This is a genomic window from Bifidobacterium sp. M0307, from assembly GCF_016100445.1.
GTDB lineage: Bacteria > Actinomycetota > Actinomycetes > Actinomycetales > Bifidobacteriaceae > Bombiscardovia > Bombiscardovia coryneformis.
In genome coordinates, this window is the sequence record NZ_JACFSL010000001.1 from 868580 (window position 1) to 889570 (window position 20991).

Below are 20991 nucleotides of genomic sequence, written 5' to 3' on the forward strand. Positions count from 1 at the left end.
AGCAAAAGGACAAGAACATGACCAAGATCGAAGTCAAGAACACCGCAACCATGACCGCAGGCACGGACCGCGCCCCCATCATCCAGGCCGAACAGGTGAACAAGACCTACAAGTCCGACGCCGGCAGTGACCTGAACGTGCTCGACTCCATCGATTTCACCCTGCACGAGGGAGAAGTGGTGGCCATCCTCGGCAGGTCCGGCGCCGGCAAGTCCACCCTGCTGAGGATTCTGGCCGGTTTGGTTCCCGCAAGCTCGGGCAAGGTATCCTACCGAGGCAAGGAACTGGCCGGTCCCAATCCAGGTGTCGCCCTGGTCTTCCAGAGCTTCGCCCTGATGCCCTGGCTGACCGTCAAGGACAACGTGGAGCTTGGGCTCCAGGCCCGCGGGGTGCCCAGGGCCGAACGGGAACGCCTGGCCCTGGCGGCCATCGATGCCATCGGATTGGACGGGTTCGAATCCGCCTACCCCAAGGAACTCTCCGGAGGCATGCGCCAGCGTGTGGGCATCGCCCGTGCCCTGGTGCTCAAGCCCGATGCACTCTTCATGGATGAACCTTTCTCCGCCCTGGACGTACTGACGGCCGAGAATCTCCGCCAGGAGGTGCTCAAGGTCTGGTCCGAGGAGGCCGGGAGCATCCGGTCCGTGCTTCTGGTGACCCACAACATCGAGGAGGCCGTCGAGATGGCCGACCGGGTCGTCGTCCTGGGATCCCACCCCGGCAGGGTCATCGCCGATGTGCCGATCAAGATGGAGCGGCCGCGCGACAAGCAGTCCGACATCTTCCAGTCCAGTGTGGACTACCTCTACTCGATCCTTACCGGGCAGAACAACACCGAGGACATCCGCAAGCAGCTACAGACCAAGGTCCGCAACAAGGAGGCCGTGCAGAACTCCCTGCGCGACGAGAACATGACCGAGAAGAACCTGCCCGATGCCACTCCGGGTGGGTTGGCCGGACTTGCCGACGTACTGGTGGACCATCCCAAGGGGATCGATCTGGCCGATCTCGCCGCCCAGCTCTCCTTCGAGGTGGATGACCTCTTCCCCCTGATAGACGCCGGGCTGATGTTGGGAATCTTCCAGGCCGATAACGGTCACATCTCTCTGACCAGCCTCGGGCAGACCTGGCACGATGCCGACATTCTGGAAAGCAAGGAGATGTTCTCGCAGATGCTCCTGGACAGGGTGCCCCTGATCCGGGTGATTGACCGGGCTCTGAGAAACAGCGAGCACGGCAATCTGCACGGCAGCCTTATCCTGGATCTGCTCCGTTCGCACCACTCCGACAAGGAGGCCATCCAGCAGTTCGAGACGGCCATAACCTGGGGCCGATACGGTGAGCTCTTCGACTACGATGCCGACGACGACCGGCTGACCCTGACGGCCGAGGATACCCAGGAGGCCGAATAAGCCCATGGCTCACGGGCAAAGCAGGGATAGGAACACGGGCGAAGCCGTCGGAACGACCGGTGGGTCCTCGCCCGAGGGGCCCCGGTTGGGCATGTCCCTGGTGGTCTTCATCGGAGGAGCACTGGGGACCTGGCTGCGCTGGGTTATGGGTGGTATTGCCGCCCCTATTGGTGGCTTCCACCCAGGCACCTTCGTGGCAAACATGCTGGCCTGCACCGGCTACGCCTTCCTGACCTCTTACCTGGCCGCACGGACCGATATCGCCAGGCAACGGAGGGACTACACCGGTCGGGCCCTGGGCATGGGCCTGTGCGGGGGGCTTTCCACCATGTCGACGATGGTGGTCGAGGTTATCCAGGATGTGATGGAAGGTCATATCCTGGGCTCGTTCGTCTATCTTCTGAGCAGTTTCATACTGGCACTCGCTCTTGCTGCCGTCATGGCTGAACTCGGCCAGACGGCGGCGGGGCGTCGTCCGCACGGAACATCAGCAGGTGAGAGCCGATGACCACCCTGCTGATTTGCGTGTGCGGAGGTCTCGGTGCCAGCCTGCGGTATCTGATTGACACCGCCATCAAAGCCCGTTGGGGAGGCCCTTTCCCCCTCTCCACCCTGGTCATCAACCTAACCGCGGGATTCTTCGCAGGCCTGGTTGCCGCTCTCTTTTCTCAATCCCTTATGGGTCCTCAAATCCATCTACTCCTGGCAACAGGACTCTTGGGAGGCTTTTCAACCTTCTCGACAGCCATCAACGAGGTGGTGGTCATGCTTCGGGCACGAACCCGACTGATGGCAATCTGCTACTTCCTGGCCTGCCTGATTCTGCCCATTGCGATCGGCGTTCTGGGATATTTCCTGGGCGGCCTTTGTAGAGACACTTTATATTTCGGTTTCAGTGCTTGAAACCATGCTCAGCGCGAGGGCCTGCATATCTCTCACGACATCCGCAACCGCACCTGGGACGAGTGTCTCTCCGGGATACTGTGGGAAGCGGCACCGTAAGCAATACGATGCGACGTTTGCTGTCGCACAGCGACTGGGGCAAGGAAGAAATTCCCTACCCCAGTGAGTCGTATCGCTATTTCTTGCCCCCTGAGAGTATGCCGGTCTAAACTCAGGTATTCAGTAGTTTCCGTTGCTTATTCGGCCAATCCACGCGCTCCCAAGCTGTTCAATGGCTCGTCGGCTACATGAATCATGCTACAACAGAGTCATAATAGGTCAGAAGAGTCGACCGTCGATCCCTGCCCTCAGGGGTAGGGCGCTGCTCATCCATTCCTCCGAGCGCAGACAGACGTAACAGATTACCTACGCCGATTCCATCACTCAGAAGCACCACATCATCAACGGAGGAGGCAACCGCCAAGGTGCTCGCCATCCTCGGAGACTACGTGCCGGACGACGTGAAGCCCGGAGCGCAGGCTCCGATGGTTCAGCAGGCGGTGGTGGTCAGTGGCACCAAGGATAAAGAACGCGCAACACAGGTCTTACGAGGGTCATCCCAAGCATCGAGTATGTCAATGCGCTCATCAAAACTCCTATACAACACTAAACTAGGTCGAGCGAGACAACGGTCGAGAGGTCGAGATCACACCGCTCGACTACAACACGGGCGCTTCACCGGAGATGATACTGAGGTTGCGACGTGGCGTTCCGAAACACTATAAGAAACTTGTGGAACATCGTGTCAAGGAAGACACGATATTGAAAAGCCGTTTCCAAATGTTCGCCCCCCCCCTTGCGAAGGCAACAGGCGGCGGTCTGAGAGTCGGAGAACTTCTCGAACTGCGCGCTCGGCCCACCATTCCTGACGCTTCCTTTCTTCCGTTTGGAACGCTGACACACGAAGGCAGCGATGAGAATACACCCTGTTCATGTCCGACCTTGGAAGCGTGGGTGTCTGCGAACAGGCATCACAGGCCAGCCACGGAGCGATTTACCTGACAGCACCGAAGATGAAACGGACGAGACCGTCTAGCTACCGGCGATCCTTCAGCAAACGGCGGGCAACAGTTTATGACAGACACGACGACGTACCAGAGAGCAGCGCGCATCGTGCCGAGATTTGACCGATCCAATGGTCTCCCTATGGACGATGATACGCAAAGAAGGCACACTTGACCTTTGAATAAAAAAGAACAGCCCCCGCTCGCCTTCATGCTGTGGCTCAGGCTCCACCAAATGTGGATAAGCGACGCCGTTCAAGGTCAGCAGACGGCCGAGGCGAAGGCGCACACTTTCCAATCGCTTCTCGTCTTTCCGACGCACAACCCAGTCAGAAAGCAGCATGGAGAGTTCCAGCCGAACATCAGATACGCGAAGCTCTGGCCTCACGATGCCCGAATCGTTCCGGAAACCCGAGTTTATCAGGCAACAACCGGACTCGCCGGTACTATCTGAACCCGCTCTTCGATTACGGCAGCAAGAAGATTGGCGGAGCGATTCCTTACCATCCGGCACACCGAATCCAGAAGAAGACCGGGCGCAAAGGTTGGACACCACAGGGGCTGAGGCACTGCGCAGTATCCTGCTGGCTCGCAAGTCCTCTCGTATCGCTTGCGCAAGTCAGCGCTTAGACAGGGCACAAGAACATTTCCTCACCCTCGACCGCTACGGACACCTCATGGACGACTCACCATCAAGGCGCGAGGGCTCGAGATTTGACTACTACGAACGGTATGGAGAGAAGCAGAATGACAGAGAAGAGACCTCACCGGACGAAGCACAAGACAGCAAGGAGAAGCGAGAGACGACCCTGCCACCGAATATCATCAGTGAATGGGTACCGCGCACGATCCGGCTCGGGCAGAGCAAGCCGGAGAATGAGAAACCCTCATCGGCAGGACACAAGGGCGCTCAATGAGCAACCGCATACCAAGAACGGCAACGCCGGCGACGAGGAACCCACCATAAAACAGGACAATTAACCAAGAGAACCAGACCTCCGGATCGAGGAAGAACCACTCACGGACTAACTCACCGCACTTCTTCCAAAAGGACTTCTCCCTTGTAGCCAGGGCCACTCTTCTCACCCGGCGACGGGTCGTCGTCGGCTTGGGGAACGCTCTTGTCGTCGTCACGCGGTCAAGCGAAACAAAGGAATCTGCTTATCTACTTTAATGAATGCGTTGTAGAGATGTCTGTATGCCCGTTCCTGTCGAGTCGAAGACAGCAAGCGTCAATGTATCCGCCGGCGATGCCCAACAGGGCTACGATTCCGGATAAGGCGTGAGCGCGAAGTCGAACGTCATTGTTGCAACCGGCAGCAGCCAACTCTTCGCTTGAACGAAAGAGTGCGACATGCGAGCGATGAGCGCCTGAATGAAGTCAAGATGTTTCAAGCGCGCCGTCTCCCTCCTCGCCTCAGGCTCTAACAGATCCTGTTTCATCATAGATGAATCTCCCCGCAAGTATCACGCAGTGCGTCCCAAGTCTTGTCTTTGGCATGCTCCGAGTAGTTCGTCTGAGGCGGCCAGATACGTCCAATTGAGTCGTCAGATCACCGCGAAACAAGGTGGAAATGGACGCAAAGAACGCTCTGGGTCGCCTCTCTTGTTCGACCTGAATGATCGTTGAAACCTCTGCATTGACTGTCTCACCAATCACGCGGGACATACAGGAGATCAGAAGTCCAAGATGTTGCGCCTCATCTTCTGGGAGTTCCCAGACGACAGGAACGTGCCGACGCGAAATCACCAGAGTGTGCCCGAGCACAGCAAGCTCGGTCGGGAAGAAGGCAACAGCCTCCTCGTCCCGATACACCTCATGCACATCCCTGTCGCTCGCTCCGCAATCACGCAGAACGGACAGTTCAGATCAGCCACTAAGGGCGAGCCTTGCCCTGTGTTGGCCACGATTGGAGACTATCTGAAAGCCTCTTATAAATCGCCTTTGTGTCAATGTTCCGAGTGAAAGGATCAATCTGTGTCGGATCGAATGTGGGTAGTCCGTACACTCCATCAACAGCTTCAGGGGGGGGGGGGGTAGCGTCCTTAAACCTACTCCACCATTCATGGAACAAAGCAGCCTGTGAATGTAAATCCCGAGAAGTCGGCGCTTCTCGTCCCAAGCCTTCTTGATCTCGTATTGAACCCAAGAACGTGGTGGGTTTCATTGCCGATTAGGACGATTTACGGCGCTTATATACTTCATCTGCAAGTCAAACCACTTCTCGATTGCCGCGCGCCCTCCGCGTTTGACCTACTCCCAGTCTTGGTGATTGAGAATCGTCAGATTATCGAGAGCACGAATGTTCTCGATAATTTCCTCTCGACAAGTGTCTCGATCATAATGAAATGATATAAAAGACTGCCATTTTATCTCCCGTATTCTATTCGATCTGATTGTTTGCTACTGTCTCGAAGATGTTCTGCGAGCGGTTCCTGAGTTCCCTCGTCTACACGCTGCATGTATTCCGAAAGCACTTCGGGAACATCGGGACGTTGCTCGTCGTATCGTCTAATGTCGTCGAGGTCATAGAGGGTTCCACGAAACTCGCGTACCTGCTGCATGGCGACATGCTTATAGCCCTTTGGAGAAGCCCACATACAGGCTTTACAGACAGCGATGTCCTTGACTTCTCTGTTCGGACAATGCTCGCAAGCCCATGACTTGCTTCGATTACATGAAGGGCAGAGTGGCATGAAGTCCTCCGCCTGATGAGGAAATCTCTCACCGCCTATTTCGAAGGGGACTCGATGGTCGATCTGTAATGGCGGAAGCGCACCGCAGACTTCACAGTGACCTGAGACCTTGACGACTTGCGTAAATGCCCTCGAGAAGGGATGACGGCTCACTTTGCCGTCCGTTGTGCCAGAGATGAAATACCGTGCTCGACGCTTCTTCGCGCCAGACGGCTGCTCAACGTATTGCTCCATCGTCTTGGAAACCTCGATACCTGCATCTCGCAAGTCACCCACTGCGCGCGGCGCGTGCTTATAGCCAAGGCTCTCAATGTCTGTCGTGGTACATGAGCCGTTCTCGAAAATGATGTGCGCCACATCGTGCGCTCGCTTCGAGGCATGACCGCGCTCCATCTGTGCCTCCACACGGGCGCGAAGGGCAGGGTCGAAGGAGGTGTTGCTCACTCTCCAAGTAGTAGTCCACTCTGGTCCGACACGCCAGTAGACACGCGTAACCCCACCTCATCAACTCCACCGAGCCGTTCCACTAGAGCAGGCGACAGGTAGATCGTCTCGTGAGCCTCCTGCTTACGGCCAAGCAGCGTTCCCTGAGCGCTGATCCCTGTTACGACATCGAGTGGCACGAGACCGATAGCAGGGTCAAGGGGTCTGCCATAGATGGCTTCCCCCCGAAGCGCATCGTAGGAGATGATGAGGGACAGGTCTCGCTCGGTGGCACCCCGGACTTCCTGCTCGAAGTCGTCCACTGAAAGCCCGGAGATGTATCGCTTGTCGCGCGTGTCCGTCGTCCCTTGATACGGCGGGTCGAGATAAATCACATCTTCGGGAGATGACTCTTCGAGAACGTCCGCATAGTCGCGGCAGGTTGCGGATGCTCCTTGTAGGACAGCACTCGTGGCCATGAGCCTCGTGCGCACGGTGCTTGGCTTAGCTCCCAGACGGCGACCATCGGCACTCTGGTTCATACGCCCGCTGCTGCCATAGCGAAGAGCTCCTTTCACGATCCTGTTCAGAAGGAAGAGGAAATCGGCGGGGTCTCCTTCCTCCGCACCCGCATTGTTGTAACGCTCACGCACCATGTTGAAGTAGGCGCGCGTGTCAGCCTTCCGCGAAGCGCCGTAAGGCTCCAACTGATCAGACCACACCTGCGTATATCTATCTCCAAGACCGGAAGGGTCAGATAGGATGGTCTGCCAGAGACGCATGAGCGACAGGTTCGAGTCTGAGATAGCGACCTGATCAGTCTTTCGATGGTAGCGGGCACCTACACTCACGGCTGCTGAGCCACAGAACGGCTCCACGATGCGCGCACAGTCTATGGGCAAGAGCCTGTTGATTATCGGCACCTGCCCACGCTTGCTGCCTTGTAAGGGGAAGGGCTGAGGTTGCGGAGACGCCGAGAAGTCCGAGGCATACACCGTTAGCATCCCCACATCAACAGTGGTAGTCATCGTCCGCCGCCTCTCATCGTGCCTTGAAGAGCCATTGTCCCACCGACCTCTGACGCGCCGCCAGCGACGAACGGGGTCTGTGGACAACTACTGTCCGCGTCTCCTCCGCCATGTGGATGAGCCGGTAGAACGTCGTCGAGCGCCGCGCACACTCCTTCGCGGTCAGCCCGTCGCTCGCGTGGTGCCGCCGATCCCTGCCAGCAAGGGCGCGGTCATACTTCCTCGACATCCCGCCGTGTTCGTACCGCCTCTCGCCCAACGGATGTGCGCTCCGCGATCATGTCGTGTTTGAACTCCGCCAGCGCGCCGAAGACGTCGAGCATAAGCCCTCGCTCGGCATGCCACTGTCGACCCCCTCAGGATGACTATGAAAACCACACCCATCTCCCTGAACCACTCGACAAGAGCGATGAAATGCGACAGCGAGCGTCCGAGACGGTCTAGGTTCACTACGATCACAGTGTCGCCTTCGCGAAGGTGGTCGAGCATCACATCCAACTCGGGGCGATTGGCCTTCGCACCTGATACGCCCGCATCGGTGAAGATGCGCTCGGCTCCGGACTTTTTCAACGCGTCTTCCGGCGGTGCCAGAGATATGCCCTCTCTCGCCTGCGCCCCGTGCTCACGCGACAGTATCCATAGATCGCCGTTACACCTGCCTCTCTGAACGCCTTTCTTGGAGATTCTCGAAACTCGACTCATATCGTAGTTATGAAATACCACAGATACCGACCTTTTGAGAAGGGTTTTGAAAATGGTGTGTTGAGGCCGGAAGTGGTGTCGGCCAATGAAAAACTGCACATCTCTCCGATGGCAGCCTCGTTCTCATCAACTCAGGGTTTGAGAGGACGCTTGTTTCGAGGCTGATGGCGGGGTCAGCAAGGAGTTTCTTCCCTCGATGACCAGTAGAAGTTTCGTAGTTGATGAAGAGTTCCTCGCTTTCCTCGGTGTCGCGCAATGCAGTGAAGATCGCCGCGCGCTCTGTCAGACAGAAGGTCAGGGAGAAATTTGAGCTTTCTGAATGGTTGTAGAGTCCGCCGTAACCGAGCATGACGGCGATGAAACGTCGCCTGACTCGTCATCAAGAAAGACGCTGTAACCGGAGATGAAGTCGCCCTGATGCTCTTCTGTGGTCTCGGGGACGAAGACAGCAGGCGCGATCTCGACCGATTCTCCCTCTGCGAACGCTCGTCGGACAAAGACAGCGAGGGCGCACCGGGGATCAGGGATACGCGGACGGTGACCTGACTGCTGTTGTGAATAGTCTCATTCGGGTGCGCATACCTCTTGCTCCCGTTCCTGCTGTGGTCTCCCTTCTGTTATCGAAATAAGATCAGAACAGAGCGCAGATGCAGGGACGCCCCGAGGTCATCAAAGTACGAAAGCAAGCAATTGACGGCGAGGTGAGTATGGGACAAGCTCACCGCGATCTGGGGTGCTGTCTATATTCCCTACGACATGGAGACCCGATGCTCACACCGGACGGACTTCATCATCGACTGCGAGCACACGCGAACGAGCGAGAAGCCCGTCTTCTCTTCTATGCGGTCGAGACCGAATTGACGGCGAAGGAGGGCGCCTCGTTGGATGCTATCATGCGCGCCTTCCGAGACGACCGACAGTATGCCAGCGTGTTCTACGCCGTCGGCTCGGATAACATCAAGAGGCACATCATCACGGCCGTGAAGCGTGTCGCAATGCCGATGAAGTGAACCCACTTCGTCCAGATTCGAGACCGGTACGATAATCCTTACAAGACCGTGTGGCGCTGAAACGAAAGTGCGACACGCCCTTCACGCTGATACAAGCCGCTACAAGCAGCCCTTGCTACACCGTTTGCAGCAGGCTAGAACCGCATGATTGCACGGTTCTACACGTTGAACCTAAACTCCACAATGTCCCCGTCCTGCATGATGTAGTCCTTGCCTTCCAGACGCATCTTGCCCTCTTCTCGGACCTTGGTATAGGACCCATCTGCGGCGACAAAATCCTCGTATGAGACCACCTCGGCCTTGACGAACCCCTTTTCGAAGTCCGTGTGGATGGCGCCCGCCGCCTGGGGGGCGGTCCAACCCTTGTGAATCTGCCAGGCCCGCACCTCCTTGACACCTGCCGTCAGGAAGGTCTGAAGTCCAAGTATGTCGAAGCCCACTCGGGCCAGCTGATCAAGGCCTGACTCTTCCAGACCGGCATCAGCCAGCATCTCTCGGGCATCAGCCGGGTCCAACTCGGTCAGCTCGGCTTCGAACTGGGCATTAAGGAAGATGGCCTTGGCAGGGGCTACGGACTCCGACAGCCGCTGCTTCAGGTCATCATTCTGAAGCTCGTCATCATCCAGGTTGAAGACATAGATGAACGGTTTGGCGGTCATCAGATGGAGGTCGTATAGGTCGTCCTTGTCAATGGTGCCGGCCTGTGCCGCCTGGTCTATGGTCTGCCCCTGCCCCAGAATCTCTCTGGCCTTCTTCACGGCATCCAGGTAGGCCTGCTTGATCTTGCCACCCCTGAGGTCCTTCTCCAGCTTGGGGAGTGCCTTGTCGATGGTCTGCATGTCCGCCAGGATCAGTTCCGTGTTGATGGTCTCGATGTCATCGCCTGGGTCCACCCTGCCGTTGACGTGAACAATGTCGTCGTTTTCAAAGGCACGTACCACCTCGCAGATGGCATCGGCCTCTCGGATGTTGGCCAGGAACTGGTTGCCCAGCCCCTCCCCCTCTGAAGCGCCCTTGACGATGCCGGCGATATCAACGAAGGTTACGGTGGCCGGGACGATCTTGTCGGTGTGAACCAGATCGGCCAGGACCGGCAGCCGGTCATCAGGCAGGGGGACGATGCCCGTATTAGGCTCGATGGTGGCGAAGGGGTAGTTCTCCGCCAGCACGTTGTTCCGGGTCAGTGCATTGAACAGTGTTGACTTACCCACATTGGGCAGTCCGACGATTCCGATGGTAAGCGACATAACCACCAGTCTATTGCCCGCACTGCCCTGGCGTGGCGGCAGGATATCCCGACGATGGCGACAGTGCCCCCTGACCGGCATGTGCACCTTGGAATCCACCTATTTTCCGGGCAGGTACGCTGGTCAGATTCACCACCCCGGCACCAGAAACCGAAACAGGAAAGACGCGGGACCGAACCCCGTCAGACCCCTTCGACCGTATCGATGGCGTCGATGACGCTCCCCCTGAACCCGCTCTTCTCCAGGGCGGCAACACCACGGATGGTACTTCCTCCGGGCGAGCATACAGCATCTTTCATGGCGGCCGGAATCGTTCCCGTATCCGTGTAGAGCGCTCCGGTCCCCTCGGTCATGCGGGCAGCAAGCCTGTAGGCCGTCTGACGCGGCAGACCATGCTTGACACCGGCATCGGCCAGGGCCTCCATGTACATTGCCGTGTAAGCCGGGGCACAACCGGCGATGGTCGTGGCCACGGAGGTCAGATCGGATCCGAGTCGCTCAATCAGAGCCACCGGTTCGAAGATCCGATCGAAGAGTCGACGCTGGTCACTGGTCAGGGTGTCCTCACTCTGGGTGACCATGATCCCTTTCCCGACCGCTATGGGGGTGTTGGGAATGGAACAGATCAGATGAGTGCCCGGATTGAGCAGATCGTCATAGTCTTCCATCCGGAACCCACCAACGATGGAAACGACCATTCGCCCCCCATCTCCCAGCTCATCGCGGATGGGCTCGCAGACCCTGGCCACCTGGCCGGGTTTGACGGCGATGACGACCATATCTGCAACCGATGCAACTTCCTGAGCGGAGTGAAGGGGGCGCACCCCAAGCTTCCCGGCATTTTCGGCCAGCTTCTCATAGTGGTTGGCACAGGCCACAATTCGCTCACCCGGAAGAACCCCGGCTCTTACCAGCCCCTGGGCCATGGCCTGAGCCATATTCCCGTATCCGATGAATCCGATGGTGGGTCTCTCTGCAGTCATGGTCCCAGTTTACCTACAACAGGGAGGATCAGAACAGTCGCTCCAGGTCTCCGCGATTCAGAGCCTCCCTGTAAAGGTGCGCAAAGACCTCATTCCCATGAAGCCCGTCATGCTCGAACTGGTTGGTCACCCAGGCATGGGAGTTCCCCACGCGCGACAAGGTATCCAACTGCAGACCGGAGTCAACGTACAGATCATCGAAGTAGACGGCCGCCTGGAGGGGAACGGAATTGGAGGCCAGACGGTTCTGGTCGTAGAGTCTCCCCCAATGCCCGTCTTCCATGAGCAGATTCACTGCTGGAGCGAAGGGTTTCAGGGCCTCTTCCTGTTCGAACATCCAGGGGAAGATGACCTCACCGGTAAAGAGGAGGGGGCTGGAATCAACCCGGAACTCGGGGTGCTGATCACGCACACGCTGCCCGGCCCATCGAATCGGGCCGCAATCCCCGTCCGCATAGATGAACTCTTGGAGGGGCCAGTAGAGGGGCGTGGATGCCGTTGCGGTCCGCACCCCCTCCAGGAAGGTATCGGAGAGGGCCACGTCCCCCTTGGCCGGGATGGATCCGTCATCCTCCAGGAAGGCCGTATCGAGGAGCCAGTGCAGGCGGGCCGCACCGGACTGCCTGCCCAGGTCGGCACCCAGGGTCTGGAATCGCTCCACAGTCAAGGGGTCTCCCCCAGGCAGGGTCACATCCCCCTGGCTCAGGCGGTCGGCAATGGCGGCCACCCGCTCCCGGTCCTGGGGATATCGCTGATAGAAGGCCTCCGTCTTGGCCTTCATCCTGGGGAAGGTGTGCGCATAGACCTCGGTCGGGTCTGCCGGGACATGTGGGATACCGCCGGTCGTGAAGGATGCCGCCACCCCTTCGGGGAAGGCTGAGAGGTAGGCCAGGGTCAGGAAGCCGCCATAACTCTGGCCCAGAGTGACCCAGGCCCGCCCGGCAAAGACGGTACGACGGAGATGCTCGAAGTCGCGGACGATGGAGTCGGCCAGGAAGTGCTTGAGGTAGGAGGCCTGCGCCTGCGGCTGACCCAGCGCTCGCATGGTGTGCGAATCGATGGCCGAGGACCGTCCGGTACCACGCTGGTCGGGCAGGACGATTCTGAAGTGCTTGACGGCCTCGGCGATCCACCCGTCACTGGTCGGATCCAAGGGTCGGGGTCCCCCGGACCCCGGTCCACCCTGGAGGTAAACAAGCAGGGGTAGGTCGTCATGGACATGCTGGGGGGAGCAGATGGTCCGGTAGAAGCAGGAGATGGTCGGCTCACCAGGGTTCCCATCGGGTCTCCACGATCCGGGTTCCGAATCAGCCCAGTCCAGGGGGACCGGGACGGACCCTTCCTCCACATAAAGTCCCGGCAGGTAGTATCCCTGGCTTGCCATGATCACCGCTCCCTTCATGAGCACCTCAGACGACTCCGCATCAACACCCTATTCCAGTGAAGCCTGCGAACCCGTGGATGGCATCATTCTCCCCATGGCGCTGGACGGGGGCCCGCCGTGTTTGACTCAGGCAGGGAAGAAGGACAAGACCTGACCGACCCGAATGGCCTTTCCACTGACAGGAATCGCAGCAAGGGCTGGAGGGGCCCGCGGCCTCCTGCAAACCGAAAGCGGAAATCCTGATGGATATTGCAGACGAGTTCGGCAAACGGGAGCAAAGATACAATCTCCTCCCCCAAAATCGAGGTCTATGTACACCCGTATCCCACTGGGGCCGATGCCTGGAACCGGTTTCGACCCCAGTCCCCGCACAGAAGAGCGACATAGTAGGAAAGGGTATCCCGGCACCATGCGGCTGAACGCGAATCGATTTGCGGTATCGTTACCGCACTGATATAAATAATGGTTGCGAAGCCTCGCCGGTACTGCTGTCGAGGCCAAAGAGCCGGTGTCTCCTGGGTGCCGACTGCCGATCAGATCGAAAGGCAATGATGGCATACGCGACGATTCGGGATGTGGCCCAACAGGCCGGCGTCTCCGTATCGACCGTTTCGCGGGCGCTCAATGATTCAGGTCGAATTTCGGAGAGGACCAGGGCCCGGATCAATCAGGTCATCAAGGAACTTCACTACGTTCCCGATTCCAGGGCCCGATCCATGCACTCCCCCCACTCGCGCACCATCGGCCTGCTGATACCCGACATCAGGAACTCCTACTTCGCCGACCTGGCCTATCTGATACAGGGCGAACTGCTGGCGCACGGCTTCCAAACCCTGATTTGCACCTCGACCCAGGGCGATTCCCACGAAAGCAGGATTCAGGTGCGCAACCTCCTCGGCCAGCACATCGACGGGGCCATCATCGTACCCGGACCACGATCTCAGGAAACGCTGGATGAACTCACTCGCCGGGGACTTCCCGTTGTGTACGTGGACCGGACCAGCGGCGACAGACGGCAAGTCGACGGCCGCCCAGTGCCCTCCATCGACTCCGATCCCCTTCCAGGTCTCAGGGATGCATTCAAGGACCTGGTCAGACATGGTCACAGCCGAATCACCATGGTCCCGGGACCCCTGGAAGAGTCCGGTACCTTCCGTGAGCGCGAAGAGGTCTTCGATGACCTGCTCAATCAAATGGGCGATCTTCAAGACCCCACCCGCGATGTTGCCTGCACCCGAAACGATACCCCTTCCAAGGAGGGCGCCTTCAACCCTGAGCTGCTGCGGCAGTGGAGAAACCAGGGGGTCAGTGCGGTTATCTTCGGACGCTCGCAGGATGCCATTCAGGTCATCAAAGCCTGCCAGGCCATCGGTATCGGTATCGGGCGCGACCTCTCCATTGTGACTTTCGACGACCTGCCGGTCTTCAGGATTCTGACACCAGCCATCGCCACGATCTCACAGCAAATTGATTCCATGGGAACCCGTTGCGTAAGGATGCTCCTGAACCTGATGGCCGGGTCGCAGACCGACTCGGTCCGGTTGAAGACCAAGTATCTCCATCGGGCCTCCGTAGGGCAACCCCCAGGGCAAGCCGGGCAGTATCCCTGACGCGGATAAACAGGTCAGCAAATCGTTAACAATGAATGGAGAAACATGATTCAAGACATGGCGGCGACACCCGACCAGGTGCTGCAAGGACTGGATACCATCAACGGGTCCATTTCGGTGGTCGGATCCATGAACGCGGACTACACGGTCACCACAGACCGGCTGCCCAACCCGGGTGAAACCATCAACGGTGGCCCCTTGCAGATCCTTCCCGGAGGCAAGTCAGCCAACCAGGCAGCCGCTGCTGCCCGCATCGGGGCCCATGTCCAACTCTTTGGAGCCGTAGGGTCCGATCCCAATGCAGACTTCCTTTTGGGACAGCTGGGCAACGCGGGAGTCGATACCTCCCAGGTGATGACCGTCCCCGGTCCGAGTGGAACCACAGTCATAACCGTGGACGCCCAGGGGGAGAACACCATCGTCTACTCCCCCGGCTCCAACGCCAAGGTCGACGTGGACTATGCCCACCGCTCCCAGAAGGCGCTGACTTCGGCGAAGGTCCTGGGACTTTGCCTGGAAAGCCCCATAGAGACGGTGACCGAGGCCGCCAGGATGGGTCATGAGGCCGGTATGACCGTCCTCCTCAACGACTCCCCGTTCCGGGCCGACCTCCCCGCTGATCTGATTGCCTACTCCGACCTGATTCTGGTCAATGAGCATGAGATGGCCCAGCTCCTGGGCATCGATGAGCCCGAGGATGGGGATTGGACCAAGGCCGACTGGGATCGGACGAACCAGACAATGCAGGACTTCGGCTTCCATAGGGCCATCGTGACCCTGGGTGGCGAGGGGTCCATGGTCCTTGACCAGGGCAAGAACTACCGGATTCACGCCGTCAAGGTCGATGCCGTTGACACCACCGGATGCGGCGATGCCTTCATGGGAACCATCCTGGCTGGACTCTCCTCAGGCATGTCGTTGGTAGAGTCCGCGCAGCTGGCCTCGTATGTCTCGGCCTACGCAGCCACGGGGCAGGGTGCCCAGGCCTCGTACGGTTCGGCGGAACAAATCAGATACCGCTTCGCCTGAGTTCGACTCCGAGCACCAGATCGCTTGCATCCGACACCAATCGGGGGTTACCGACAGTTTTTGCCGGTAACCCCCGATTGCGTATGTGCTGTTTCGCCGCTCTTGAGCAAGAGCAACCGGTTGAGAGGGTTCAACCTGACGGTGAAGGGCACTGTGCAGAACAGCCACTCAAGGATTCACAGGTGAGGTCCTAGGGTTGCAGCCCCTCGCAGGCTGCAACCGAGGCAAGGAAGCAGACTACCGCCTGACCGCCAGCCCCGACTCCTTCACGGCCCGGAAGGCTCCCTTAAGGTCGTCCAGAATGTCATCGATATTCTCCGTACCGATCGAGAGTCTGATGGTACCGGGATGAATGGCCTGGTCCTCCAGCTCCTCGACGGTCTCCTGGGAGTGTGTGGTCGACGCCGGATGGATGGCCAAGGACTTGACATCTGCGACATTCGCAAGGAGGGAGAAAAGATGGAGGTTGTCGATGAAGACCCTTGCCGCATCCTTCCCTCCCCTCAGGTCGAAGGTGAAGATGGACCCGGCCCCGTTCGGGAAGTAGCGCTTGTACAGTTCATGGTCAGGGCGGTCCGGGATGGAGGGGTGGCTGACCGATTCAACCTCGGGCACGGTCCTCAGGTAATCCACCACCTTCAGAGCGTTCTGGACATGTCGTTCGACCCGCAGGGAGAGCGTTTCGGTCCCCTGCAGAAGCAGGAAGGCCGCGAAGGGCGAGAGAACGGCGCCCGTATCGCGCAAGAGAATGGCCCTGATCCGGGTGACGAAGGCCGAGGCACCCAGATCCTGGTAGAAGCGCAGACCATGGTAGCTGGGGTCCGGCTCGGTCAGGGTGGGGAACTTGCCCGGCACCGCCGCCCAGTCGAATCCGCCTCCCTCTACGATGACCCCACCCAGGGTGGTGCCGTGGCCGCCTATGAACTTCGTGGCGGACTCCACGACCACATCCGCTCCATGCTCCAGAGGCCGGAACAGGTACGGGGTGGCAAAGGTGTTGTCAACGATAACCGGCAGGTTGTGGGCATGGGCGATTGCGGATATGGCCTCGAAATCAGGCAGATCGGCGTTGGGGTTGCCGAAGGTCTCGAAGAAGACCAGTTTGGTGGTATCCCGGATGGCCGACTCGAAGTTGCCCGGCTCTGAGGGATCGACGAAGGTGGTCTCCACACCATCACGCGGCAGGGTGTGTTTGAGGAGGTTGAAGGTCCCCCCGTAGATGTTCTTGGAGGCTACGATATGATCGCCGGTCTGGGTGATGTTGCGGAAGGCGTACTCTACTGCTGCGGCTCCTGAGGCTACAGCCAGACCCGCAGTGCCGTTCTCCAGGGCGGTGATCCTATCCTCGAAGACCCCCTGGGTGGAGTTGGTCAGACGGCCATAGATATTACCGGGATCCTTCAAAGCGAACCGGGCCTCAGCATGGTCGAAGTCGTGGAAGACATAGCTGGTGGTGGCATAGATCGGCACGGCACGCGAATCCGTGGCGGGATCTGCCTGTTCCTGCCCCACATGGAGTTGCAGGGTCTCGAAATGGTACTTGTGCGGATTCTGGTCGGTCATATCGACTCCTATCTGTGTCCCGGCTGATCGGGTGGACCGGATCGCGTCCGCAGCCGCCCTTGCCTGTGACCATAAGCGACGCAGGACAGTCGGTTCAAGCTTGAAGGGACATTTTGGTATCGCCCTTTTTTATGGCAGCTTGCAGAAGGTTGAAAGCAGGCCTTTCCCGTCTCGCCATGCCAGATGGGTGGTGCACGCCCGGCCTGCTCACTGTAGAGTCGAGAGAGCAGCGGAGAAGACTCCGTTCCGAACAGCCGCAGCAGGCATGAAGGAGTTCAAAAGATGGCCGGACAAAGGGACAATCAGAACAGGCTCTACCAGCGCGATGCCGATTACATCCCCAGGGTCGCCGCCGTACATGACATGTGCGGATATGGCAAGTGCTCGCTGACCGCAGCCATCCCCATCCTTTCGGCCGCCGGTTGTGATGTCTGCCCCGTGCCGACCGCCCTGTTCAGCGCCCACACCATGTTCAAGGATTACACCTTCCACGACACCACCGAGATCCTGACCGGGTACCTGGATGCCTGGCAGAAAGAAGGGGTCGATCTTGACGGCATCTACAGTGGATTCCTGGGAAGCGCCGAACAGGTCGACATCATCCTGCGCATGTATCGGGACTACCCCAAGGCCTTGCGCCTGGTCGATCCCGTCATGGGCGACGGCGGTTCCATGTACCCCACCTACACCGAGGAGATGTGCAAGGCCGTGATTCGCCTGGTGGACGGAGCGGATTTGCTCATGCCCAACCTGACCGAGGTCAGCCTCCTGACCGGACTGCCCTACGAGGGTCAGAACCTGAGCGACGAGCAGGTGGAGACGCGCCTGGCCCGGCTTTTGGAGATGGGGGCCCGGAACGTAATCATCAAGGGAATCGATCGTGGTGACGGCAAGCTGCGCAACTTCGTGGCTTCGGCACAACAGGGCGGAAGCAACGACAAGCAGGAGCTGGTTCACGACAAGCTGCCCTTTATGATTCACGGGACCGGCGACGCCTTCGCATCCTCCCTCTGCGGGGCCGTCTTCGCCGGGAAAGATCTTTCCGAAGCCACGGAGATCGCCGGTGAGTTCGTCCGCTCGGCCATGCAGCACACCCGCAACCAGCCCAACTACCAGGAGCGGGGAGTCAGCTTCGAACTGGACCTCGGTCTGCTGACCGGAATGGTTGACTGATCAGGCACACCGATTAATCAACCAGGGCCATCCGGTATGGGATTCGGCTCTCTCGATAGGTTTCAACATCAACCGTAGAGTCAGATAGCCTGGCCCTGTTTTCCTAGACGTTGCCGGAAAACAGGGCCAGGCTTATCCACATACGCACATTCGCATAATTAGCGATGCTCTTTTCCCTATCCATGGTCTCCTTGAGTCATGGATACCCGAAAGCACACCATAACCCGCAATCACAAACCCCTTGAAGACGTTCATGACAGGGCCGGTACCTTGGCCGAAGTCGAACGTCTAATCAGGAGAACCGGCCTGAGTGGCAGGGAACTCGGGAGGCTTGGCGAAGAATATGCCAGCCTATGGTTACAGAATCAAGGGTGGCACATCGTCACCCGCAACTGGCACTGCAGATATGGGGAATTGGACATCATCGCCCTGGACCCCTCGCCGAACCTGGTCTTCATCGAGGTCAAGACCAGGCGGTCGACCAGGTACGGCCCACCCTGTGAAGCTGTGGGGCCGGCGAAACAGCAACGTTGCAGACGTGCAGCGGTGCAGTGGCTGATTGAACACGACCGGAATCCTCTTATCCGACACCAGGGCACCCGTTTCGATGTCGTCACCCTCACGATTGGGGACCAGACACTCAATTCCGGTATATCATCTGGGGTCATGGATTCCGATATGAGAATTCACACGGCCACGGATGACCGTCCCGAAAGACTCCGGCCCCAGGCATGCGGATGGTCTCCCGACTCCATATTCCTCCGTCATATACGGGAGGCCTTCTGATGCGGCTTGGATCAGCGAAGTCCATCGGCCTGGTGGGACTCAAGGCGTTTGTCATCAACGCCCAGGCATTCATCTCGCCGGGTCTCCCCTACTTCTCCATCATCGGTCTGCCGGATGCCTCCCTGTCGGAATCGAGGGAAAGGGTCAAATCAGCCTGTTCGTCCTGCGGGTTCCGCTGGCCTCAGACAAGGGTTACCGTCAACCTCTCGCCGGCTTCGCGCCCCAAGCGCGGTTCCTCGCATGACCTGGCAATCGCTACAAGTGTTCTGGGCGCCGGAGGCGTGGTACCCGTTGAAGGATTCGAACAGACCATAGCCCTGGGCGAGCTGAATCTGGATGGAAGCGTTCTGCCGATTACCGGCGTTCTTCCCATCCTGGCCTATGCAAAAGAACTTGGCGTGCAAAGGGTCTTCCTACCGGAAGCCAATATGGAGGAGGCTGCAATCGTACCCGGAATCGAAGTGATCGGATTGATGCACCTTGGCCAGCTGGTGGAGCACATGGGAGGTCGCGCGATCTACCACATACCGGGCACCGTAGTTGATTCAGGACAGACGACGGACATAACCATCCAGGACCAGAACGCCCCAGGGGCGACGAATCTGGACATGGACCAGGTCATAGGCCAGGAGGGGACCAAGTGGGCCTTGACCGTGGCGGCCGCCGGCGGGCATCACATACTCATGGTCGGACCACCAGGTGCAGGCAAGAGCATGATGGCCCGGTGTCTACCTGGCATCCTGCCCCCACTTGGGGCCAAGGAGCAGCTGGAGGTCGCATCCATCCGTTCCCTCTGCGGCACCCTGAAGCAGTATGGGGTCAGCGACATTCCACCTTTTGAAGCACCCCATCATACCGCGTCCATGGCTTCCTTGGTCGGTGGCGGCAGCGGACTTGCAACCCCTGGCGCCATCACCAAGGCCCACTGTGGCGTGCTCTTCATGGACGAGGCCCCCGAGTTCTCACCCCGGGTCCTTCAAGCACTGCGTGAACCGCTGGAAATCGGGGAGATAATCCTCTCCCGGGCCAAGGGGTCCACATCCTTCCCTGCCAGATTCCAGCTGGTCATGGCCGCCAATCCCTGCCCCTGCGGGTATGGCTATGGGACAGGTGAACGATGCACCTGCTCCCCAAGGGAACGAACCAGGTATTGGAACCGGATTTCCGGCCCAATCATGGACCGTATCGATATACAGACAACGGTTCCCCCTGTTTCCGACCTGGGTGGTGTCAGCCCAAACGTGACAGGCCTCGGTCATGGTGATGCCGGTCACAGACAATCCAGCGCCGAAATCAGGCAGCAGGTAATCATGGCCCGCGAGGCTGCCGGAAAACGGTTCAAGGAGGAGGGTTGGACCTGCAACGCCCAGGCCGGCGGCGAGTGGTTACGGGCCAATACGGGGCAGAAGTCACTGGCCGTCGTCAACGAGGCCATGCGGAAGAAGCACCTCAGTCTGCGCGGTGCGGACAGGACCTTACGTCTGGCATGGACGCTGGCCGACCTTGACGGGAGATACGGACCGAACGTCGATGACGTAGCCGTCGGAATCATGATGCGGACAAGGACGGCATGAGATGGCAGCAGGATGCCCGGAACAAAAGAAACCCGAGTTCGAAAGGTCCGATATGGAGCAGGCGGCGACCGGGCAGCCGGAACAGAAACAACCGCGGCGTACAGGCACGATACCGGAAGAACCAGAAGAGGCCAGACCGGAACACTCCTCGCCGACGGAAATACAGAGACCTGTGCGAGCTGGAAATCGGCCCGTAGGCATTCAAGCTGCCCACCTACGAATCAGGGATGATTGGCTGGCTCGAGCGGTACTGAACTTCGCGGCTGATGGACCCGATGCCCTCATGCACGCCAGTCTGTTGGGGTCGGAGTGCCCGCTGGACCTATGTCAGACACTGCTGGAAATCTCACCCGACACTTCCTTACCCATCTCCGCACGGCAGTCTCAGGCCCGCACACAGTTGGATCGGGCTTTCATCCAGGGA

At 58.9% G+C, this 20991-nt stretch carries 20 protein-coding genes and 1 pseudogene; 10 read left to right on the forward strand and 11 right to left on the reverse strand.

Annotation, left to right across the window (positions count from 1 at the left end; translation table 11 throughout):
- Positions 1–17 precede the first annotated feature (17 nt).
- The 4 genes from H3V08_RS03460 to H3V08_RS03475 all read left to right on the forward strand — a co-directional run bounded on the left by H3V08_RS03460 (position 18) and on the right by H3V08_RS03475 (position 3812).
- Positions 18–1412, forward strand: coding sequence for an ABC transporter ATP-binding protein (locus H3V08_RS03460; protein ID WP_033498534.1), 1395 nt, complete (start codon positions 18–20; stop codon positions 1410–1412).
- A 4-nt stretch (positions 1413–1416) separates the two neighbouring features.
- Positions 1417–1920 (forward strand): FluC/FEX family fluoride channel, encoded by a 504-nt coding sequence (locus H3V08_RS03465; protein ID WP_198181594.1) that lies wholly within the window; start codon positions 1417–1419, stop codon positions 1918–1920.
- Positions 1917–2315, forward strand: a complete 399-nt coding sequence (locus H3V08_RS03470; protein ID WP_198181595.1) for a fluoride efflux transporter FluC — start codon at positions 1917–1919, stop codon at positions 2313–2315. Before H3V08_RS03465 ends, H3V08_RS03470 begins: the two co-directional genes overlap by 4 nt.
- Before the next feature lie 1221 nt (positions 2316–3536).
- Positions 3537–3812, forward strand: coding sequence for a hypothetical protein (locus tag H3V08_RS03475; RefSeq protein ID WP_198181596.1), 276 nt, complete (start codon positions 3537–3539; stop codon positions 3810–3812).
- A gap of 809 nt (positions 3813–4621) precedes the next feature.
- Here H3V08_RS03475 and H3V08_RS03480 read toward each other — a convergent pair.
- The 7 genes and pseudogenes from H3V08_RS03480 to H3V08_RS07670 form a co-directional block, all read right to left on the reverse strand.
- Positions 4622–4804, reverse strand: coding sequence for a hypothetical protein (locus tag H3V08_RS03480; protein WP_198182163.1), 183 nt, complete (start codon positions 4802–4804; stop codon positions 4622–4624).
- Positions 4776–5183 (reverse strand): HIT domain-containing protein, encoded by a 408-nt coding sequence (locus H3V08_RS07655; protein ID WP_198181597.1) that lies wholly within the window; start codon positions 5181–5183, stop codon positions 4776–4778. Before H3V08_RS07655 ends, H3V08_RS03480 begins: the two co-directional genes overlap by 29 nt.
- 45 nt (positions 5184–5228) lie before the next feature.
- A pseudogene (locus H3V08_RS07660) lies at positions 5229–5504 on the reverse strand (hypothetical protein); the annotation flags it as partial.
- Positions 5505–5728: 224 nt separating this feature from the next.
- Positions 5729–6448 carry an HNH endonuclease signature motif containing protein gene (locus H3V08_RS03495; protein WP_198181598.1) on the reverse strand — a complete coding sequence of 240 codons (720 nt, stop codon included), beginning with the start codon at positions 6446–6448 and terminating at the stop codon, positions 5729–5731.
- A 47-nt stretch (positions 6449–6495) separates the two neighbouring features.
- Positions 6496–7506, reverse strand: coding sequence for a DNA adenine methylase (locus H3V08_RS03500; protein ID WP_198181599.1), 1011 nt, complete (start codon positions 7504–7506; stop codon positions 6496–6498).
- A 162-nt stretch (positions 7507–7668) separates the two neighbouring features.
- On the reverse strand, positions 7669–8208 hold the full coding sequence (locus tag H3V08_RS07665; protein ID WP_198181600.1) for a recombinase family protein: 540 nt from the start codon (positions 8206–8208) through the stop codon (positions 7669–7671).
- Between the two features lie 7 nt (positions 8209–8215).
- Positions 8216–8557, reverse strand: a complete 342-nt coding sequence (locus H3V08_RS07670) for an SET domain-containing protein-lysine N-methyltransferase (protein WP_198181601.1) — start codon at positions 8555–8557, stop codon at positions 8216–8218.
- Between the two features lie 418 nt (positions 8558–8975).
- On the opposite strand from H3V08_RS07670, the gene H3V08_RS03515 reads away from it, so the two are divergent.
- The gene (locus tag H3V08_RS03515) at positions 8976–9218 is read left to right on the forward strand and encodes a hypothetical protein (RefSeq protein ID WP_198181602.1); all 243 of its coding nucleotides are present in this window, start codon (positions 8976–8978) and stop codon (positions 9216–9218) included.
- Between the two features lie 158 nt (positions 9219–9376).
- Here H3V08_RS03515 and ychF read toward each other — a convergent pair whose 3' ends face one another.
- The 3 genes from ychF to H3V08_RS03530 form a co-directional block, all read right to left on the reverse strand.
- Positions 9377–10465 (reverse strand): redox-regulated ATPase YchF, encoded by a 1089-nt coding sequence (gene ychF, locus H3V08_RS03520; protein ID WP_198181603.1) that lies wholly within the window; start codon positions 10463–10465, stop codon positions 9377–9379.
- Between the two features lie 182 nt (positions 10466–10647).
- The gene (gene proC, locus H3V08_RS03525) at positions 10648–11448 is read right to left on the reverse strand and encodes a pyrroline-5-carboxylate reductase (protein WP_198181604.1); all 801 of its coding nucleotides are present in this window, start codon (positions 11446–11448) and stop codon (positions 10648–10650) included.
- Positions 11449–11476: 28 nt separating this feature from the next.
- Positions 11477–12832: an alpha/beta fold hydrolase gene (locus H3V08_RS03530; protein WP_198181605.1), complete on the reverse strand. Its 1356-nt coding sequence runs from the start codon at positions 12830–12832 to the stop codon at positions 11477–11479.
- A gap of 548 nt (positions 12833–13380) precedes the next feature.
- Here H3V08_RS03530 and H3V08_RS03535 point away from each other — a divergent pair.
- Together H3V08_RS03535 and H3V08_RS03540 are read left to right on the forward strand one after the other, a co-directional pair.
- A complete protein-coding gene (locus tag H3V08_RS03535; RefSeq protein WP_198181606.1) occupies positions 13381–14442 on the forward strand; it encodes a LacI family DNA-binding transcriptional regulator in 1062 nt (353 codons plus the stop codon).
- Positions 14443–14487: 45 nt separating this feature from the next.
- On the forward strand, positions 14488–15471 hold the full coding sequence (locus tag H3V08_RS03540; protein ID WP_420796632.1) for a ribokinase: 984 nt from the start codon (positions 14488–14490) through the stop codon (positions 15469–15471).
- 237 nt (positions 15472–15708) lie between these two features.
- Here H3V08_RS03540 and H3V08_RS03545 read toward each other — a convergent pair whose 3' ends face one another.
- The gene (locus tag H3V08_RS03545) at positions 15709–17034 is read right to left on the reverse strand and encodes an O-acetylhomoserine aminocarboxypropyltransferase/cysteine synthase family protein (RefSeq protein WP_198181607.1); all 1326 of its coding nucleotides are present in this window, start codon (positions 17032–17034) and stop codon (positions 15709–15711) included.
- Between the two features lie 282 nt (positions 17035–17316).
- Here H3V08_RS03545 and H3V08_RS03550 point away from each other — a divergent pair, with 282 nt between their 5' ends.
- From H3V08_RS03550 to H3V08_RS03560, 3 genes are all read left to right on the forward strand, one after another.
- Positions 17317–18207 carry a pyridoxamine kinase gene (locus H3V08_RS03550; protein ID WP_198181608.1) on the forward strand — a complete coding sequence of 297 codons (891 nt, stop codon included), beginning with the start codon at positions 17317–17319 and terminating at the stop codon, positions 18205–18207.
- A 198-nt stretch (positions 18208–18405) separates the two neighbouring features.
- Complete coding sequence (locus tag H3V08_RS03555) at positions 18406–18993, forward strand: YraN family protein (RefSeq protein ID WP_198181609.1); 588 nt, start codon at positions 18406–18408, stop codon at positions 18991–18993.
- Complete coding sequence (locus tag H3V08_RS03560) at positions 18993–20567, forward strand: YifB family Mg chelatase-like AAA ATPase (RefSeq protein ID WP_198181610.1); 1575 nt, start codon at positions 18993–18995, stop codon at positions 20565–20567. The genes H3V08_RS03555 and H3V08_RS03560 overlap by 1 nt, the downstream gene beginning before the upstream one ends.
- Positions 20568–20991 lie beyond the last annotated feature (424 nt).

Bases quoted from the DNA above. Each gene is read 5' to 3' on its own strand.
- H3V08_RS03460 (WP_033498534.1), top strand. From the start codon at position 18: ATGACCAAGATCGAAGTCAAGAACACCGCAACCATGACCGCAGGCACG.
- H3V08_RS03465 (WP_198181594.1), top strand. From the start codon at position 1,417: ATGGCTCACGGGCAAAGCAGGGATAGGAACACGGGCGAAGCCGTCGGA.
- H3V08_RS03470 (WP_198181595.1), top strand. From the start codon at position 1,917: ATGACCACCCTGCTGATTTGCGTGTGCGGAGGTCTCGGTGCCAGCCTG.
- H3V08_RS03480 (WP_198182163.1), bottom strand. From the start codon at position 4,804: ATGATGAAACAGGATCTGTTAGAGCCTGAGGCGAGGAGGGAGACGGCG.
- H3V08_RS03495 (WP_198181598.1), bottom strand. From the start codon at position 6,448: ATGGAGCGCGGTCATGCCTCGAAGCGAGCGCACGATGTGGCGCACATC.
- H3V08_RS03500 (WP_198181599.1), bottom strand. From the start codon at position 7,506: ATGACTACCACTGTTGATGTGGGGATGCTAACGGTGTATGCCTCGGAC.
- H3V08_RS07665 (WP_198181600.1), bottom strand. From the start codon at position 8,208: ATGAGTCGAGTTTCGAGAATCTCCAAGAAAGGCGTTCAGAGAGGCAGG.
- H3V08_RS07670 (WP_198181601.1), bottom strand. From the start codon at position 8,557: ATGCTCGGTTACGGCGGACTCTACAACCATTCAGAAAGCTCAAATTTC.
- H3V08_RS03515 (WP_198181602.1), top strand. From the start codon at position 8,976: ATGCTCACACCGGACGGACTTCATCATCGACTGCGAGCACACGCGAAC.
- ychF (WP_198181603.1), bottom strand. From the start codon at position 10,465: ATGTCGCTTACCATCGGAATCGTCGGACTGCCCAATGTGGGTAAGTCA.
- proC (WP_198181604.1), bottom strand. From the start codon at position 11,448: ATGACTGCAGAGAGACCCACCATCGGATTCATCGGATACGGGAATATG.
- H3V08_RS03530 (WP_198181605.1), bottom strand. From the start codon at position 12,832: ATGGCAAGCCAGGGATACTACCTGCCGGGACTTTATGTGGAGGAAGGG.
- H3V08_RS03535 (WP_198181606.1), top strand. From the start codon at position 13,381: ATGATGGCATACGCGACGATTCGGGATGTGGCCCAACAGGCCGGCGTC.
- H3V08_RS03540 (WP_420796632.1), top strand. From the start codon at position 14,488: ATGATTCAAGACATGGCGGCGACACCCGACCAGGTGCTGCAAGGACTG.
- H3V08_RS03545 (WP_198181607.1), bottom strand. From the start codon at position 17,034: ATGACCGACCAGAATCCGCACAAGTACCATTTCGAGACCCTGCAACTC.
- H3V08_RS03550 (WP_198181608.1), top strand. From the start codon at position 17,317: ATGGCCGGACAAAGGGACAATCAGAACAGGCTCTACCAGCGCGATGCC.
- H3V08_RS03555 (WP_198181609.1), top strand. From the start codon at position 18,406: ATGGATACCCGAAAGCACACCATAACCCGCAATCACAAACCCCTTGAA.
- H3V08_RS03560 (WP_198181610.1), top strand. From the start codon at position 18,993: ATGCGGCTTGGATCAGCGAAGTCCATCGGCCTGGTGGGACTCAAGGCG.